The sequence below is a fragment of the Paenibacillus sp. SRL342 genome, assembly GCF_984798905.1.
In genome coordinates this window covers 5,355,296-5,373,207 of sequence record NZ_OZ481790.1, presented here as the reverse complement: position 1 = coordinate 5,373,207, position 17,912 = coordinate 5,355,296, and the positions used below count along the sequence as shown (strand labels likewise).

Below are 17,912 nucleotides of genomic sequence, written 5' to 3'. Positions count from 1 at the left end.
GTTGATCCAATCCAACACATGGAGGTCATGATTATGAAAAAAGTAAACAAGTCCAGAAAAGCCGTTACAACGGCGTCCATTTCCATGTTATCTGCAATGCTCTTTCTAACCGCTTGTGGCGGAGGTGGAGGCGGCGCGGCAAGTGAGGCGCAATCCCCTGATGGCAAGGTGACATTGAATTTTATAACACAGAGCTCTCCGCTGGCTCCTGCTGATCCGAACGACAAGCTGATTAACAAACGACTCGAAGAGAAAACCAATGTGCATATCAACTGGAAGAACTATACGAGTGATGTGTTTGCAGAAAAAAGAAATCTGGCGGTCGCCAGCGGTGATTTGCCGGATGCCATTTTTGATGCAGGTTACGGGGATTATGATCTCCTGAAACTGGCGAAGGACGGGGCGATCATTCCACTTGAGGACATGATTGAACAACACATGCCCAATCTGAAAAAGGTGTTGGAGGAAGCTCCCGAATACAAGAGCATGATCACGGCTCCAGACGGACATATCTATTCATTCCCATGGATTGAAGAACTCGGAAGTGGCAAACAACGGATTCAGTCAGTGGATAACTTGCCCTGGATTAATGTGGAATGGTTGAACAAGCTTGGACTGAAGATGCCAACGACAACCGAAGAACTGAAAGAAGTATTGATCGCGTTCAAAACGCAAGATCCAAACGGCAACGGTAAGGCCGACGAAATTCCGTTATCTTTCATTAACAAACCGGGCGGAGAAGATCTGACATTTCTCTTTGCGGCATTTGGACTCGGAGAGAACTGGGATCATACCGTGGTAACCAATGATGGGAAAGTGGTCTTCACGGCAGCTGATGAAGGTTACAAGGAAGCGGTTAAATACATTCATGAGCTGGTTAAGGAAGGGCTGATCGATGTCGAATCGTACCAGCAGGATTGGAACACGTACCTGGCGAAAGGCAAGGATAACAAGTACGGCATGTACTTCACATGGGATAAGGCTAACATTACAGGCATGAATGATACGTATGATGTTATGCCTCCGGTTGCCGGGCCTAACGGAGAGGTCAATGTCACAAGAACAAACGGAATAGGACTTGATCGTGGTCGTATGGTCATTACCAGCAGCAATAAAAACCTGGAATCCACAGCGAAGTGGGTAGACCAACTGTACGATCCGCTCCAATCCGTACAGAACAACTGGGGTACCTATGGAGACGAGAGTCAGCAAAATATTTTTGAATTCGATGAAGCCAAAGGGATGCTGAAGCATCTTCCACTGGAAGGATCTGCACCTGTGGAACTTAGACAAAAAACCAGTATCGCAGGACCATTGGCCATTCTCGACAGTTATTATGACAAATACACAACCAAACCGGAAGATGCGGCTTGGCGGATGGAACTTCTCGACAAGGTTATGGTTCCGCATATGAAAGCGGAGAACGTATATCCAAGTGTGTTCTTCTCCATTGATGAATTGGATCGATTGTCCACGATTCAGACTGATCTCTTCGCCTACGTGTTACGTCTGCGTACAGAATGGTATCAGAACGGGAAAATAGATCAGGAATGGGACGCTTACTTGAAAGAGTTGGATCGCCTTGGATTGCAAGAATGGCTACAGATTAAACAAGCGGGATATGACCGTAATAACAAATAAAGAGAAGTACGGAGGAGAAACCATAATGTCGACAATTCTTAAACAAGATTACAGAAATGAATACCATTTCTCACCGAAAGAGAAGTGGATGAACGACCCGAACGGCATGGTGTTTTTCAATGGGGAGTATCACTTGTTCTATCAGCATCACCCACATGGAACCACATGGGGACCCATGCATTGGGGCCATGCAGTGAGCCGGGACCTGATCTCCTGGGAGGAACTTCCGATAGCCTTACTCCCTGATGAGAATGGCACTATATTCTCGGGAAGCGCCGTAGTGGATTGGAATAATACGAGCGGATTCTTTGAGGGTGAGCCAGGATTGGTTGCTATTTTCACCCATCATCTTGAAGTTAAAAACCAAGATGCCATACAAACCCAGAGTCTGGCGTATAGCAAAGACAGCGGCAGAACCTGGACTAAGTACGAGGGTAATCCGGTATTAAAGCATGAGTCCTTTGTTGATTTCCGTGATCCCAAAGTGTTCTGGCATGAGCAGACCAAGGAGTGGGTTATGATTATCGCTTGTGGTCAAACGGTATGTCTGTATCGTTCTCCCAATCTGAAGGATTGGACGTTAGGAAGTGAATTTGGCGCCGGGATTGGTTCACATGATGGCGTATGGGAATGCCCCGACCTGTTCCCGCTTGCAGTGGATGGAGATTCAGGGCAGGAGAAATGGGTGATGCTCGTTAGCATCGGTGCAGATCCTGCTTTTATTGAAGGCTCCAGAACACAATATTTTACCGGAGAATTTGATGGAACTATATTTGTCCCAGACGAGGCATCCCATACGGTTCGCTGGATTGATTATGGTCGGGATAACTACGCAGGAGTTAGTTGGTCTGACGTTCCTGAGGAAGATGGAAGACGCCTCATTATCGGCTGGATGAGCAACTGGATGTATGCCAACCAGACGCCAACCAATGATTACCGTGGAGCAATGACCATTGCCCGGGAGTTGACACTGGAGACAAGAGCGGGAGAAGTTATATTGATTCAACGTCCTGCACGTGAACTTGAGCAAGCCCGTACACCAGTATTGTCTCTACAGGATGCTTCGATTCAGCAAGTGAGTGAGCAGTTGAACGCTTTGCAACTCGTGAACTATGAGATCCATGCAGAGTGGGCTCAGGATCAGTCGTTCCATTTTGCGCTAAGAAGCGGCGCAGATCACGAGACGGTCATTGGTGTAGACTCGATCCGAAGTGAAGTGTACGTTGATCGTAGTCGATCGGGCATCGGCAATTTTCATGAACTTTTCCTGAGCCGTCATACAGCTGAGTTAAAAGAAGTGAATGGAAATCAAAGTTTGCGTATCTTTGTAGATCATTCATCTGTGGAGGTATTTGCAAATGATGGTCAGGCCGTTATTACGGATCTAATCTATCCTGATGCGGATTGCCAAGGCCTCTCTGCTCATGCAGAAAATACAGATCTGGTCTTCTCTTCACTTCATATCTATGAGATATCACCGACCAAGGCTAACAAGGCTTAAGGTTAATTGTAATGAAGGAAAGGAGCCCAGAACGATGCGTATTGGAGCCATAGAAGCGGGCGGAACAAAGTTTGTATGTGGTGTAGGCAATGAGCATGGACAGATTGAAGATCGGATCAGTTTTCCAACAGAACATCCTGAGACAACACTTGCCAAGGTTATCGACTATTTCAAGGATAAAGACGTGGAAGCAATCGGGATAGGCTCTTTTGGTCCGATTGATCTGCAACCGGATAGTCCCACTTATGGGTATATTACGACCACGCCTAAGCCTGGTTGGGAAAACTGTAATGTGATTGGAACCTTGAAGCATGAATTTCCGGTTCCTTTTGGATGGGATACGGATGTGAATGCTGCCGCGCTCGGTGAAGTGACGTGGGGAGCGGCGCAAGGACTGGATAACTGTGTATATTACACGATTGGCACAGGCGTTGGTGTTGGAATCGTGGCAGGGGGCCAACGAGTACACGGATTGTTACATCCCGAGGGTGGACATATACGCACAAGACGCCATCCGGACGATCACTTTGCCGGATTATGCCCGTATCATGGCGATTGCCTGGAGGGAATGGCAGCAGGTCCAGCCATTGAAGCTCGCTGGCAGATCCCTGGCAGTGAACTGCCGGCAGATCATCCAGCGTGGGAGATTGAATCCTTTTACATTGCGGAGTCGATTACAACTGCCATTCTGCTTCATTCGCCGCAGAAGATCATCTTGGGCGGTGGTGTGATGCAGCAAGATCATCTGTTTCCTATGATCCGGGAGCGGGTAGTGCGGAATCTCAATGGTTATGTGAATGCAACTTCAATTACGCAACATATCGATCAATATATTGTCCAGCCCGGATTGGGCCAGCATGCAGGCCTGTGTGGTGCACTCGCTTTGGGTCTGGAAGCATTGCAACAAGCAGCACAAGCTTCACATGCTTCGTAGTTCTCTAAAATAATATACATCCCAGAAGGGACGGTTGCGGGTTCGCTTATTGGTATAAGCCAAACGACGCACTGTCCTTTTTGGGCTTTTTTATTTTTTTGAAGAGTTAAGTAGTTTGAAAATATAGTACGCTCTAAAATTCGATGTTGCTCAAGTGAGCTGCCAAAGGTATGATTTTTAGTGTTCGATCTCTATCGTGCGATAAAGACATTCCAAATTTAAATTTAACGTGCCTCAAAATGAAAGGAATCCACCCAATGAACCAAATAACGATGCGTCAAGCCGTACAGACAGACCAAGAGCAACTGGCCGATTTGCGGGCGTTGGTATTATACGATGATTTAACCAGACTGGGAAGGTACGATGATGTGAAGGTACGTGAACGTTTCCGAAATACATTCGACCCTGCCGACACACATATTATTGAAGTGGAGGGTTCAACGGTAGGTTGTGTCGCCTTGAAGCCCAAGTCTGAGGCATTTCTATTGGAACATTTCTACATACATCCCGATTATCAGGGCCAGAAAATAGGAACTCAGGTACTGAAATTGCTGCTGGAACAGGATCAAATTCAGGGGAAACGGGTTATTTTAAATGTGTTGCAGGGAAGTCCTGCTCGCCGATTGTATGAACGATTTGGATTTATATTGGACAGTGAAGATGAGGTCGATGTGTTTATGTCGGTCCAAGTGTAGTAATTTTTACTGTACATCTATATAAGTTGAACTATTCTTTTACACAGAAACGGAGAGGGCAGAAAAAACCTGGAAAAGCGAAGCGTTCGCCTGAAAGCTTTCTGAAAGGAAGCTACGTCGTAAGCATAGGCTTATCAGCGGATTATACCCTTGAGAAAAGGGAATCAAAAAAATCTGGGGATAACAGCGATTGGATATAATAGACCCATTCATTTAATTCTTGAATGGGTCTATTGAACTTTTCTATTATACTTTCCAGTGGTCGTACCCTAATATGGGTAATAACCTACTTTTTATATAGGAATTATATAGTATGGAGAAGCCAAGATGCCACAATGGAAACGAAATCTGTATATTCTGTGGTTCGGTCTGTTTTTCAATCATATGGCGTACTCGCTATCCGTTCCGTTCTTTCCTCTATTCCTGCAAAATGATCTCGGGATCGATACCGGTCTGGAAGCCTGGTCCGGTATCTCCATCTCCATCAGCTTTCTGATCAGTGGATTATGCGCACCCTTCTGGGGATCGCTGGCTGATCGATATGGAAGCAAATTGATGCTGGTGCGTTCAGGCGTTGGGCTAGGCATTGCGCATCTGGCTAATTTCTTTGTTTACGATCCGTATACGTTTATCGCGGTAAGGGTCTTTCAGGGACTCATGGCTGGTTTTCATCCCGCCTCAATTACACTGATCGGCACCAATACTCCGGAGAAACATGTGGGTTATGCACTTGGCGTGATCTCCACGGCCAGCGCTGCGGGCGGAATACTGGGTCCTCTTGCCGGAGGGGTATTAAGTCACTGGATTGGACTGAGGGGATGCTTCATTGCATCGGCTGTGATTACGTTGCTTGCGGCTCTGATGGTTCTGGGTGTGAAGGAGTCACGGCTAACTCGTACGGTGGTTCCAACAAGGATCATGGGGGATTTGAAGAGAGCCGCTTCTACTCCCGGGTTGATGCGCATCTACGTTTTGATTTTGCTGGTTTCAACGTCAGTGCTCATTATCGAACCGGTGCTGACGCTCTATGTCGTACAGATTGGCGGAGATATCGGCAGTGCAACACTTAGTGCTGGTATCGTCTTCTCAGCCATTGGTGTGGCAACAGTTATTATGGGGCCCCGGTGGGGGAAGATTGGTGGCAGGATCGGATACGAGAAAACATTGTTTATTGGACTGATTGGTGGTGGAATTGGCAGTCTGCTGCAGATGACAGCAACGAATCTGATTTATTTTGGCAGCCTGCGATTTGTCTATGGTCTGTTCTTTGCCGCGGTCTATCCGGCGCTCAATGCGCTGATCATCAAGTATGCTGATCACGATTTTCGTGGAAGGGCTGTCAGTTTGAGTCAGACGGCGAGTCAGTTCGGCATTGTCCTTGGACCATTAATCGGCGGTTTTCTTGGTGGATGGATCGGCATTCCGTTTATTTTTCTATTTACAGGGATTGTACTACTGGGAGCGGCTTGGGCAGTCCGTGTAAGTGATGTGAAACAGGCGGGTGAACCGGGTTTGCGTATGACAGTAGACTCTGGCAGAACACATATGAAGAAGTGAACGTTCACAATGAAATAGGGAGGAATATATATGTCACAACGACGATTGAAACTGGGAGCCAATCTGAACGGCGTAGGGAACAGCATTTCCTTTTGGCGTCACCCCGACATTCCCGTTAACGCGAGCGTTAGTCTGGAATTCTACCAGAAGCAGGCACGTATCGCGGAGAAAGGGAAGTTCGATCTGCTTTTTATTGCAGATGGTCTCTTCATTAACGAGAAGTCCAATCCTCATTTTCTCAATCGCTTCGAACCTCTGACGCTTCTGTCCGCACTCGCCGGGGCAACTTCTCACATTGGGTTGGTTGCTACATTGTCTACTTCATATAGTGAACCCTTCACGGTTGCGCGGCAATTTGCCTCACTGGATCAATTAAGCGGTGGGAGGGCCGGGTGGAATGTGGTCACTTCACCTCTGGAAGGCTCGGCACTGAACTTCGGCAAAGGCGAACATCCGAACCATGCTCTGCGCTACGAAATTGCGGAAGAACATCTGAATGTGGTCAAAGGCCTGTGGGATTCCTGGGAGGACGATGCCTTTATCGGAGATAAGGAGCAGGGCGTATTCTTCGATCCTGCGAAGATGCATACGCTGAATCACAAGGGGGAGCACTTCTCCGTACAGGGTCCGCTTAATGTGGGACGTTCGAAGCAGGGTCATCCGGTGATTTTTCAGGCGGGTTCATCCGAATCTGGTAAAGATCTGGCTGCCCGATCGGCGGATGCCGTATATACAGGACATGAGACGCTGGAGGAAGCAAGGGAGTTCTACCGGGATGTGAAGGCAAGAGCAGTGGCATATGGACGTCAGGCAGAGGACATTCTGATCTTCCCAGGCATCGGTCCCATTGTGGGTAGAACAGCGGAAGAGGCTGAGCGGAAGTATCAGGAGATTGCTGAATTGGTCAGCATTGACCAAGCGCTGAATTATCTGGGACGTTACTTCGACCATTATGACTTCTCCCAGTTCCCGCTGGACGAACCTTTTCCCGAGATAGGGGAGATCGGCAGCAACAGCTTCCGCAGTACAACAGATAAAATTAAGCAGCAGGCACGGGAACAGGGGCTGACCCTGCGCCAAGTGGCGTTGCTGGCATCGACTCCACGCACATCGTTTATTGGTACACCGGATCAGATCGCAGATCAGATTCAGGAATGGTATGAAGGCGAAGCGGCAGACGGATTCAATGTTCGTACCGTGGTGCCCAATGGACTGGAAGATTTCGTGGAACTGGTTGTCCCGGTTCTGCAAGAACGAGGGCTGTTCCGGACTGAATATGAACAGGATACGCTCCGTGGTAATCTGGGTCTTGAAATTCCGCGTAATCGATATACGTTAGAGCGTGTGAGATAGATATATTTTAATTGTGAGCCTTATAAAATAAAACAAAACGGTAATCACATCATCCATGGATTGGACGTGATTACCGTTGTTCTGATGCAGAGCATTTCTGAGCACACTCCACTCAGAAGAAAATATCTTAAAATGCTTGAAACGCGGCCCATATGGCTACGATCATGCAAGCTATACCGCCAATTTTGCTCATGACGTAATAAAATTCGCTAGGTTCGGGATCTTTTAACCATATCCAGCGGAGAGAGAGCAAGAATTGAAACTTCTGAAACTTTGGATAATAGAAGCTGCACCATCCATAGATGAGTCCGGCAAGCGCGATGAACAGGAGAACGGGTGTACCTGGCGTGTGATGATATTCCGGATAGGCAGCAGTCACGAGCATAGCAGGTGTATACTGCTCTTCGTCATCCTCCATGACTCGTTGGCTGTCTACATACATGTTGACCGGAGAAAGCATCTTCCCGGTTTCATCGTAGCTTAATAATTGCTCGGATTGTTGTTCAACTGTATATTGGTGGTCGTTAGGGTATACCACGTTATACGTTGCAATAGGGGTGGAGGCGATTTGGGTAATGACATAGTTCTGCTGATCGATGCTGACCGTACGCTTCTGCTGATTGACGGTGACCTGAATGGGGTCTGCTGTACTGCTCTCATACGTAATTTGATAACCTTGCTCGTGATCGTAAGTGTACTTATGCTGATCTACATAGAATATGGGCTCAGTAAAATAGGGTCTGGATAATATCCCAACAAGTAAGGACACGACGACAACGCATACCAGAAAGATTAGGGTAGGGACATGTTTTTTTGGTATGGAGTTCATTTTTAAGATTACCAATCCCTTCCTTAATTAGATGTTCATTTTAATACGTGAAAGTTGGATATAAGTTGCAGCTGCTTGCACTACTCTTTTCAAGAATGGGATATGATGGTTTCTTTTTGAGAGAGTACTGTTATTATAAAAATATGCCCTGTTCAAACCAGAGTGTTGGTTAAGGGGACAAGAAAGTGGTTGGACAATCTGTAATTCCAGACGAGTCACAGGAGGAGATTGGGATGATTAGAGGGTTAACAAATGCGGGATTGGGGAACATCGAGTCTGATGAACAATATATCACAGATGCGGCCAAGCACGGATTCGGATCTGTAGATTTGAATCCGCTCTCATTGATTGAAACGTATGGCAAAGAACAAGCGCAACATCTGTTGGAAAGCAATCAGGTGATCATCGGTTCATCGGGCCTGACAGTGGAGTGGCGGGCGACAGATGAACAGTTCCGTGAGGGGTTGCAATCGTTGGTCGCTATGGCAGAAGCTTCTGCTTCGCTGGACTGTTACAGCTGTTGCACGTATATTTTACCCTCAACGGATCAACCGACAGCGCAATTTATGGCCGCGGCTACGAAACGCTTGAGACTCTGTGCAGATATCTTGGATGCTTACGGGATTAAGTTGGGTCTGGAGTTTGTGGGCTGCCACCATTTGCGGACGCAATGGAAGAATCCGTTTATCTGGCGTGTGGAAGATACGCTGGACTGGATTGAGACGATCCATGCGCCTAACGTAGGTTTATTGGTAGATTCCTATCACTGGCGTACGAATGGTTTACCGATGGAAGATCTGTTGAAGCTGAAGAAAGAACAGGTTGTTCATGTTCACATTAATGATGCCTATGATCTGCCCGTTGAAGAATTGCTGGATTATGAGCGTTTGTATCCCGGGGAAGGGGTCATTGATCTGGGTGGGTTTCTGAGAAATCTGCAGGCGATTGGTTACAATGGCGTGGTGGCTCAGGAAGTACTGGCACCGGCATCGAAACTAAGTTTGAGTGAAATATTGGCTAAGTCGAAAGCGGGTTTTGACAAGGTATTTGCAGCAATCTAAGTACTGAAAAAAGGAGGGGGTGTTACTAGCTGTGTTTATGGCTTTTGGAACACCCCTGTTCTTGTTCAATTAATCCAGCACGCCGTGATCTTTCATCAGTTGTTTCGTAACGATCCATAGTCTGTTTTGCATGGCCTCATCTCCCCCAGGATGTATAGGAACAATAGATGCTCCAGTTCCCACATTAAAATATCCTCCTGAAACCTCGCCATACTTCGGTTCCACAGCCAAACGAGTAATGATATCCGCACCCCGGCGCGGGTCGCCGATGTGCAAAAAGGTTAACAGGCGTTCAAGCACACTTGCAAACCATAGCTCTCGTCCAAGCCCCGTAACATTAAAGCCAGGATTCAAGGCATTTACGCGAATTCCAGTTCCACGCCATTGTCTGGCTAGTTCACCAGTAAACATAATATTGAGCAGTTTGGTTTTGCCATAGATTGGAGAGGAACCACGTGCAGTAAAAGGAGTGATATCCGTTAAGTCATCTGGCAACACTAGAGTGCCGTGATTCCGCGAAGCTTCAGATGCAACATTGACGACACGGGCATGGCCCGACTGAATCAGGGAAGATTGCAAGGTGTGCGTTAACAGCCAAGGTGCCAAATAGTTGACGGCAATCATCTCGGCATATCCTTCGGACGTGACTCGCTGTTCAAAAGCATGAAGTCCGGCATTATTCAAAAGTACGTCTATACGCGGATAAGCGGCTACAATCTCCAGCCCAATACGTTTTACATCACTCAGTAAAGACAAGTCTCCATAGAAAAATTCGATTTTGGCAGAAGGCATGATTTCCTTAATTTTGTATCTGGTAGCCTCTGCACGTTCCTTGCTTCGGGCTGTGAGTATAAGATGTGCCCCGCGTTTGGCGAGTTCCATGGCTGCAAGCTGCCCTAAACCGCTTGTTGCTCCGGTAATTACAATAATGGGATGTTTAGTTTGCATAAGAAGATCTCCTTTTGACACGAATAGATTCGGAATTATATAATGGACATAAATCAACTATAAATATTAATTGATATTTGTCAACTATATTTTAGGAATCTACTTTCATGTTTCAGGGAGAGGGAGTTAACAATAATGAGTGAAAATCCAGTCAAAACCAAAGACAGAGCAACCCTGGAGCTAGCGCTGGGTGAGCAGATTCATGCACTGATCAGTGCTTCGCATGCGCTTAACGTTCGATCTGCCGAGCGTTTTGATGCGAACCTGCAACCTGCCGCTTTTCAACTGGTACGGTGGCTCTACTCCTATGGCCCAACAAGCGCCGCGGCTTTGGCAGAAGCGAATGCAATGGACCGCAGCTCGGTCAGCCGATTAATCAAACAGCTCGAACAGTCGGGATATGTTAGCAAAGAACAAGACCCCAAGGATCGCCGCGGGGTGTTATTGTCTCTCACGGAACTGGGTCAACAATCGACGGTTGCTGCGCTCAAGGAGAAGGAGTCAGCTTTTTATGACCGTATATCCAGATGGGATGATAAGGAACTGGAGCGTTTCACCGCCATGCTCAGGCAGTTTAACGGATTGGTGGAAAAGTGAGAGGAACAATAGTGTGGATTGTATTTGATACCTGAACCATAGGAGATGTCACCATTGAGCGAGGTAGTCTACAAATTCATAGCAAAAGCGGACATCTGGTGATGTCCGCTCGTGAAGTTCCCAGATCATTTTATAGTTTCCAGGGAAGCTGCGGGTTTTTATATCGGAAACCCTGATGGTTTCCTTTTCTCACATATATCCAAGGTGGTGGGACAGGGGTGCCTAGTGTTTTATACAAGACCGTTCCTTCATCGCTTGCGGAATATTCTTCAATACTACTTTGGATATCTTCCCAATGAACCTTACCTTGGTAAGACAGTGTCTGCCCTTGAACGATAACATGAGGTGCACCTGAAATAACTCTCTGCGTTATGTTGAGAACGCCAACCTTTCCTGAGGACAACATCATCAATTCACTCATGAAAAGTATGATAATCAAAATGACTATGCTCACAATCCATCGCCTTTTTCTCATTTTGTGACCTCCACTACCTAGGGATCATTCCCTCATAGTTAATGACTTTTAATGACATAATCTCGTCAGAGATGGTATTGATTTTGACTGAATAGGGCTTAATAGCTTGCAGGAATTCATTAATGATTTGTTTGCGATCCTTATTAAAGACGGCAGATGTTATGTGATTCTCCTTTAATACGTTATCGTTCATTATGACTTGTTTAGAATAACTAACTGAATTACTATAATCGATTAGATGCGTAACCCCCGTGAATTTGCCACTAGTTAATGTACCTTTGGAGAATTCGGATGGTTTAATCCCAATATATTTTTCAGAAGAACCGTGTTTCTTTTTATAATTGATAATCGTGTCAAAAAAGTCCTTATCCCCAATTAACTTTTCGTTGAAATAATCATTTTTGAGAGCAATCGTAGTTGTATGATCGGTATATCCTAGTGAGACAGTATCTGAAGAGTGGATTGCGTAATATCCCTGAGACATCTTGCCCTGATTGAATGTTCCATCGTTAATGGTGTTGATGTAGCTGCCAAGTATAGGGTGAACCTTGCCATCAGAAGAAGTAAGGTACTGTACTTCTAACCATTGCGTAATTTCTTTTCCTTTACCATGATATGTATCATTAATCCATGATCCGGTGTAGGTTTTTGTAGTGAATTCACCTGTTCCATGGCCCATATTAGATTCATTGTAATCCTCAAAGGGGACACCTCCACCTTCAACTAATGTATATGTATACTTGCCTTTTCCTTGCCGTGTACCACTCACCCAATCTCCAGAGTAAACTTCGGTTTTTCCCCATCTCGCGGTTCCTTTACCATGAGGTTTCCCGTTTAAAACTTCACCATAGTACGTCGCTCCATCTGATAATTTTAAGGTTACTTTCTTCGATGCTGCTTCTGTTGGAGTAGTGCTTGATAATAGTACAATGATAATGATGATCGTTAATCCAAAACCTAGATAGAATCTTTTCAAAAGTGTGCAACTCCTTCAATGAATAATGATCCTTGCGTTGTTAGCTATCTTCAACATTATCAGTTTATGTATCGTATTTTTCCAGTTTAATTATAAAGTGGAGATAGGTCGGATTTCACAAACAACTCGCCCCCATTTCACAAAAGTAAAGATGTAAAGGCTGATACAAAATCCCACTCAACCCAAAGTACCTGCGGCTTCAGGGCATATCATGCCTATGATTCGTGGGTACTTTTTTCTATACTCAGCATATGCGCAACCCTGATCTTTTTACAAAATCCACTATCTACTCCATCTCATCATTCCGCTACACCAGTTCTCCTCCTAATGATCCACAGCAGTGGTGGAACTTTCCTGAATCGTGAACAATCTCTGAATTTTGTATCACCTCCTATTTGCAGCGTTATCACTAGATTCACTCCCCCAATATGGAGCAGTATAGAGTATAACTTCGTTAGGATAAGTTAGAAAAACCTTTAACGGAATATGAAAGAAATGCAGGTATATGTAAAATTTTAAATACATGCTTCCAGGCCGTTGACCCTGCCCCCAAAAGTCTCTTATATTTACTCCCGACACAACAACTCAGATCGGGTGGTGGGATGATTTTGTTCATTAATAAAGGCAAGAAAGTGCTCGCTATGCTTACACTTATACCCTTGGCTACAGGGATGGTCATGGGAGCTTTCCCTGCTGCGATAACGTATGCAGATTCGGGGGACAACACATCGATCAACAGCTCCGCAACAGGTTCTTGGCAAACGGGAGATTTGCATGTACATACGTTTGAGTCCGATGATGCACAGGTTTCACTGGAGAACGTGCTCGATGCGGGTTTAACCAAATATGGGCTGGACTGGATCGCGCTAACGGATCATTTGCGGTTATCCAAGCGAGATCACAACGGGAACGACATTTCGGGTGGACCAATCCCGATGTCCCAAGGAATGAATGAATATCAGGTACCACAGATCAAGGCACTTCAGGATGCAGGCAAATACGCGGGTAAAACGATCTTCTCCGGTTTCGAATGGGACATGCCTACACATGAACACGTTGGGGTAGGAATTCTCACGGATGAGCCGAATTCAACCGAAGCGCTGAACGCTGCCAAGGAATTCGAATACCGTTTCACGAATCGCGCAGCGAACCTGTTTAATGCGGCAGACGTAACGAAATGGGATCAGAACGGAGGGCGTGCGTACACGACTCATCAAGATGCCTTAACCGCCATCAACTGGCTCGCAACGAACTATCCAACGACAAGTTATGCGATGATCAACCATCCTTCACGGGGCAAAAACAAATATACCGTCGCCGACTTCCGTGAGTTCAACGATCTGGCTCCACAAGTGGTGTTTGGTATCGAAGGTATGCTCGGCAATCAGATGGAACCGGACCGTGGAGGGTACAACACAAGCTACAATGTAGCTAATCCGACCGCAGATGATGGATACAAATACCGTACATACGGCGGTGTAGACTATATGGTCGCCAAGGTTGGCGGACTATGGGATGCATTGCTTGGAGAAGGGCGTCACTTCTGGAACTATGGCAATTCGGACTACCACTTCAAGACGATTGGCACGAATTCCAGTGGTTATTTTCCGGGCGAATATGCCAAGACGTATTCTTGGGTTGAGGGTACAGGTATGCAGGCTGTTCTGGATGGACTGCGTTCGGGGAAATCATTTTCCGTATTCGGCGACCTGATCAACGCACTGGACTTTACAGCTTCCGGAGCGGGTGCTCAGGTTGAGATGGGCGGAGACCTTCATGTGACCCAAGGGGATGAAGTAGAGCTGAAGATCCGCTTCAAGAGTCCAACGACGAGCAACAATTATGAAAAACCAATCAACAGTGGCACGTCCGCTGGACAAGTACCCGTGGTGGATCACATCGATCTCATCGCTGGGGATGTGACAGTCAAGGCCCAGAAGGGTACAGCCGCATATAACAAAGACACCAACGACACTACCAAAGTGCTGGCTACCTTCACGTCCAACGATTGGACCACAGACGCCGAAGGCTATAATGTCATCACAACCAAGATCAAAGCCACAGATCAGGACAAGTATTTCCGCCTGCGCGGTACGAATCTGGGCATGAACGTGACAGGTGAGACTGTAAATGGTGAACCACAACTTGATCCGAAAAATACGACAGCTGATGCAACGACCCGTTTTAATCAAATTAACGATAGCAACTATCGCGATCTGTGGTTCTACTCCAACCCAATCTTCATGAGTGCCACACCTTACAGTGACGCACAGGCTGTAACCGATACGCTCCAAGCAATTGATCTGGGCGATCTTAACGCGGTCCATTCCGATCTCACCCTTCCTGTCGAAGGGAAACATGGTGCAACGATTAGCTGGTCCAGCTCCAAGCCGGAACTAATGAATAACGAGGGCAAGCTGCTAACGCAACCGGACAATAATGAGCGATTGGACCTGACAGCAACCGTGCAACGTGGCACGGAGTCTCAACCCAAAACGTTCACTGTCATTGTGGAAGGCACGAATAATCAGGCGCTGGTGTTAAAAAGCAACTTAACTACCGCTGACGGCCAGCCGTATCACACGGATACGTGGACGAACCAGTCCGTAACGGTTAGTGTAACCAGCGCAGTATACGCGCCTGATACTTCCGCGATTATCGAGTTGTCCCGTGATGGAGGGCAGACGTATGAACTTTATACAGAGAATGCGCCTTTGGAGGCAACGGAGTCTGGAGAGCATAACCTTTTATTCCGAGCAACTGACGATCTGGAACAAACGTATACTTTACCTCTGGTCATTAAAATAGACCGTGAGATTCCCGTCATCACCCTGCAAGGTAGCAGCCAGATGACGCTGAACGTGGGAGATACGTACAATAAGCCTGGAGCACAGGCTTCTGATAATGTCGGCATCCGTGGTTCCGTGCAGGTGGATGGCACGGTGAACACACAAGCAGCAGGGATTTACACCCTTCGGTATAACGTGAAGGATATCGCTGGTAATGCTGCACAGGAAGTTATCCGTACCGTGACTGTACAAGCCCGCTCAGACAATGGTGGCGGGGGTTCAGGTGGAGGTAATGGAGGCAACTCTGGTGGGGATTCTGGAGGAAACACACCAAGTGTGCCAACAACGCCTACCGTTCCAACCACACCAACCAATCCGGAAACGGGGTCAGATTCATCCACTGAAGTGAAGGTAGAGGTGGAAGCGAATCAGCCGGTCCAAACGGGTCTGAAAGACATCGTGCAATTCAATGTTCCATCGGGAGCCATTGGTTCCAAGGATACACTGCAAGTGTCTGTGGTTGCCAAGGACAAGTTGCAGAATACAGCTTCCCTGAATGTACTTGGACAAGCTGTACAGATCAGCCGCAGTGGCGGAAGAACATTGAATGATCAGGCGGCATTGAGCCTGAATATGGATTCGGGAGATCTGCCTAACGGTACCCAACCTGCAATCTACTATTATAATGAAGCTCGTCAGAGCTGGGTATTTATCGGTGGCAAGATGAATGCAGCAGGAAGCATAACGGCCAATGTTAATCATCTGGGTACATTCGTTGTGTCCAGTTACACACCTGTGAATCTGTCTGACCTGAATGGACACTGGGCTTCCGACTATGCAGATCGTTTGTTGGGCATGAACGTGATTCAAGGTTACACAGATGGTACGTTCCAACCATCGAAGAAGATCACACGGGCAGAGTTTGTTACGTTGCTCAGTAAGGCACTGGCATTGAAGTCCGTGGATTCGGATCTGACATTTGCAGATCAAGGTAGTCTGCCAGACTGGGCAAAAGGTGATATTGCCGCAGCCGTGCAAGCCGGAATTGTGAAAGGCTATGGTGATAACACATTTAAGCCTGATCGGACCATTACCCGTGCCGAGATGGCTGTCATGATGGCGAATGCGCTGAAAGTAAGTTTAGATGCACAAGCCGGAATGTCTGGCAATACATCCGTTAAACCAAGTTTCACGGATGCATCGCAGACACCATCTTGGGCACAAGAAGCACTGGATGTAGCGGTGCAGGCCAAGATTGTGAGTGGATATACGGACCATACGGTTCGAGCAGGAAGTGAAACGACTCGAGCGGAAGCTGCGACGATGATCTATAACTTGTTGCTGGCCATGTACGTGTAAGAGGTAACGAAGAGATTTAACCGTATATAAAGCAGATAAAGTAGATATAAAGCAGATAAAAAACTGATATCCTTTTGGGGTATCAGTTTTTTTTGGATTAAGACTATCTCATCTTGGATGGTATTTAAGACGTTCCATAGCTTTAATTCACGAAACGAAAGGGCAAGTTACTGTGATAGAATGAGTTAGGTTTGGATGATGAAACGGTGGAGGCTTGGAATATGAACAAAACGGAGCGGCAACTTGCGATTACGCTTGAATTGCAGCGGAGAAAGATGTTAAGAGCAGAAGATTTAGCTGCTCAATTTGAGACAAGTGTACGTACGATATATCGAGATATTCAGGCATTAAGTGAGGCTGGTGTTCCGATCATGGGTGCTCCGGGTCATGGGTATTCCCTCATGGAAGGATATTTTCTGCCCCCGGTAAGCTTCACCGCAGAAGAAGCCGTCTCCCTGCTCATGGGAGCTGATTTTATCGAACAGAGAATGGATACAGAATACGCGATGGAGGCTAAGTCGGCTCAACGCAAAATTGAAGCGATTTTACCTGAATCCGTTCGTGTCGAATCAACACGTGTTCGGGAAACGATGAGACTGCTTCATACGGTTGAACCTTTAACCCGAGCACGGGTGAAAACATACCTTAACCAGATACGTAGTGCCATTCTGGATCAACGTAAAATCAGTTTTATGTATCTGAAAAAAATGCCAGGAACGGATGGCAATCGGTATAACATGCGTGAGGTTTCTCCATATGGACTCTCACTGGTTCAGGAGAATTGGATGTTAATTGCACGTTGTGATATGCGACAAGACATCCGTCATTTTCGTTTGTCACGGATGACTGAACTTTCCGTGCTGGAGGATCAGTTCCTTTTGCCACCGGATTTTGATCTAAACAGTTATCGACCTCCTGAGGACCGTAACGAACAAGTAGTAATTCGGGCTAATCCTGAAATTGCTGACAAAATTATGGAGGTCCTGCATTTTTATATGGATGCATTTGAGGAGCAAGAGGAAGGTGTTGTTTTTCATTTTCGTGTCCGCTACCCGGAAGAAATATTGCATTATTTACTTGGCTGGGGTGGAGATATCGAGGTCTTGGAGCCAGAGTCTTTACGCTTCCGAATGAAGGAAGTAGCCAAAAACATCTTAAAACACTACTGACATACACCTGTCAGTAGTGTTTTTTTAT

14 protein-coding genes are annotated in these 17,912 nt (G+C 46.5%); 10 read left to right on the top strand and 4 right to left on the bottom strand.

The annotated features are described in order from the left end of the window. The first annotated feature begins 33 nt into the window (after positions 1-33). From AC4E8D_RS23665 to AC4E8D_RS23640, 6 genes are all read left to right on the top strand, one after another. Entirely contained in the window at positions 34-1,641 is a 1,608-nt protein-coding gene (locus AC4E8D_RS23665) for an ABC transporter substrate-binding protein (protein WP_490205308.1), read from the top strand. A 25-nt stretch (positions 1,642-1,666) separates the two neighbouring features. Then, positions 1,667-3,142, top strand: coding sequence for a glycoside hydrolase family 32 protein (locus AC4E8D_RS23660; RefSeq protein ID WP_490205307.1), 1,476 nt, complete (start codon positions 1,667-1,669; stop codon positions 3,140-3,142). Between the two features lie 34 nt (positions 3,143-3,176). Next, positions 3,177-4,076, top strand: a complete 900-nt coding sequence (locus tag AC4E8D_RS23655) for an ROK family protein (RefSeq protein WP_490205306.1) — start codon at positions 3,177-3,179, stop codon at positions 4,074-4,076. Between the two features lie 257 nt (positions 4,077-4,333). Continuing rightward, entirely contained in the window at positions 4,334-4,771 is a 438-nt protein-coding gene (locus AC4E8D_RS23650) for a GNAT family N-acetyltransferase (protein ID WP_490205305.1), read from the top strand. Between the two features lie 327 nt (positions 4,772-5,098). Further along, positions 5,099-6,328: an MFS transporter gene (locus tag AC4E8D_RS23645; RefSeq protein WP_490205304.1), complete on the top strand. Its 1,230-nt coding sequence runs from the start codon at positions 5,099-5,101 to the stop codon at positions 6,326-6,328. A 30-nt stretch (positions 6,329-6,358) separates the two neighbouring features. Next, positions 6,359-7,681 carry an LLM class flavin-dependent oxidoreductase gene (locus AC4E8D_RS23640; protein ID WP_490205303.1) on the top strand — a complete coding sequence of 441 codons (1,323 nt, stop codon included), beginning with the start codon at positions 6,359-6,361 and terminating at the stop codon, positions 7,679-7,681. Positions 7,682-7,808: 127 nt separating this feature from the next. Here the strand turns inward: AC4E8D_RS23640 and AC4E8D_RS23635 are convergent, their stop codons facing one another. Then, positions 7,809-8,510: a DUF6199 family natural product biosynthesis protein gene (locus tag AC4E8D_RS23635; protein WP_490205302.1), complete on the bottom strand. Its 702-nt coding sequence runs from the start codon at positions 8,508-8,510 to the stop codon at positions 7,809-7,811. Positions 8,511-8,743: 233 nt separating this feature from the next. On the opposite strand from AC4E8D_RS23635, the gene AC4E8D_RS23630 reads away from it, so the two are divergent. Next, positions 8,744-9,571: a sugar phosphate isomerase/epimerase family protein gene (locus AC4E8D_RS23630; RefSeq protein ID WP_490205301.1), complete on the top strand. Its 828-nt coding sequence runs from the start codon at positions 8,744-8,746 to the stop codon at positions 9,569-9,571. Positions 9,572-9,640: 69 nt separating this feature from the next. On the opposite strand, the gene AC4E8D_RS23625 is transcribed toward AC4E8D_RS23630, so the two are convergent. After that, entirely contained in the window at positions 9,641-10,519 is an 879-nt protein-coding gene (locus tag AC4E8D_RS23625; protein WP_490205300.1) for an SDR family NAD(P)-dependent oxidoreductase, read from the bottom strand. Between the two features lie 135 nt (positions 10,520-10,654). Here AC4E8D_RS23625 and AC4E8D_RS23620 point away from each other — a divergent pair, with 135 nt between their 5' ends. Next, entirely contained in the window at positions 10,655-11,116 is a 462-nt protein-coding gene (locus AC4E8D_RS23620) for a MarR family winged helix-turn-helix transcriptional regulator (protein WP_449003436.1), read from the top strand. Positions 11,117-11,246: 130 nt separating this feature from the next. Here AC4E8D_RS23620 and AC4E8D_RS23615 read toward each other — a convergent pair whose 3' ends face one another. Both AC4E8D_RS23615 and AC4E8D_RS23610 read right to left on the bottom strand, forming a co-directional pair. Further along, on the bottom strand, positions 11,247-11,537 hold the full coding sequence (locus AC4E8D_RS23615; RefSeq protein ID WP_449003437.1) for a hypothetical protein: 291 nt from the start codon (positions 11,535-11,537) through the stop codon (positions 11,247-11,249). Positions 11,538-11,604: 67 nt separating this feature from the next. Continuing rightward, complete coding sequence (locus AC4E8D_RS23610; protein WP_449003438.1) at positions 11,605-12,567, bottom strand: MORN repeat-containing protein; 963 nt, start codon at positions 12,565-12,567, stop codon at positions 11,605-11,607. Between the two features lie 608 nt (positions 12,568-13,175). On the opposite strand from AC4E8D_RS23610, the gene AC4E8D_RS23605 reads away from it, so the two are divergent. After that, entirely contained in the window at positions 13,176-16,715 is a 3,540-nt protein-coding gene (locus tag AC4E8D_RS23605) for an S-layer homology domain-containing protein (protein ID WP_449003439.1), read from the top strand. 221 nt (positions 16,716-16,936) lie between these two features. Beyond that, a complete protein-coding gene (locus AC4E8D_RS23600) occupies positions 16,937-17,884 on the top strand; it encodes a helix-turn-helix transcriptional regulator (RefSeq protein WP_221824610.1) in 948 nt (315 codons plus the stop codon). The last annotated feature ends 28 nt before the right edge of the window (positions 17,885-17,912 follow it).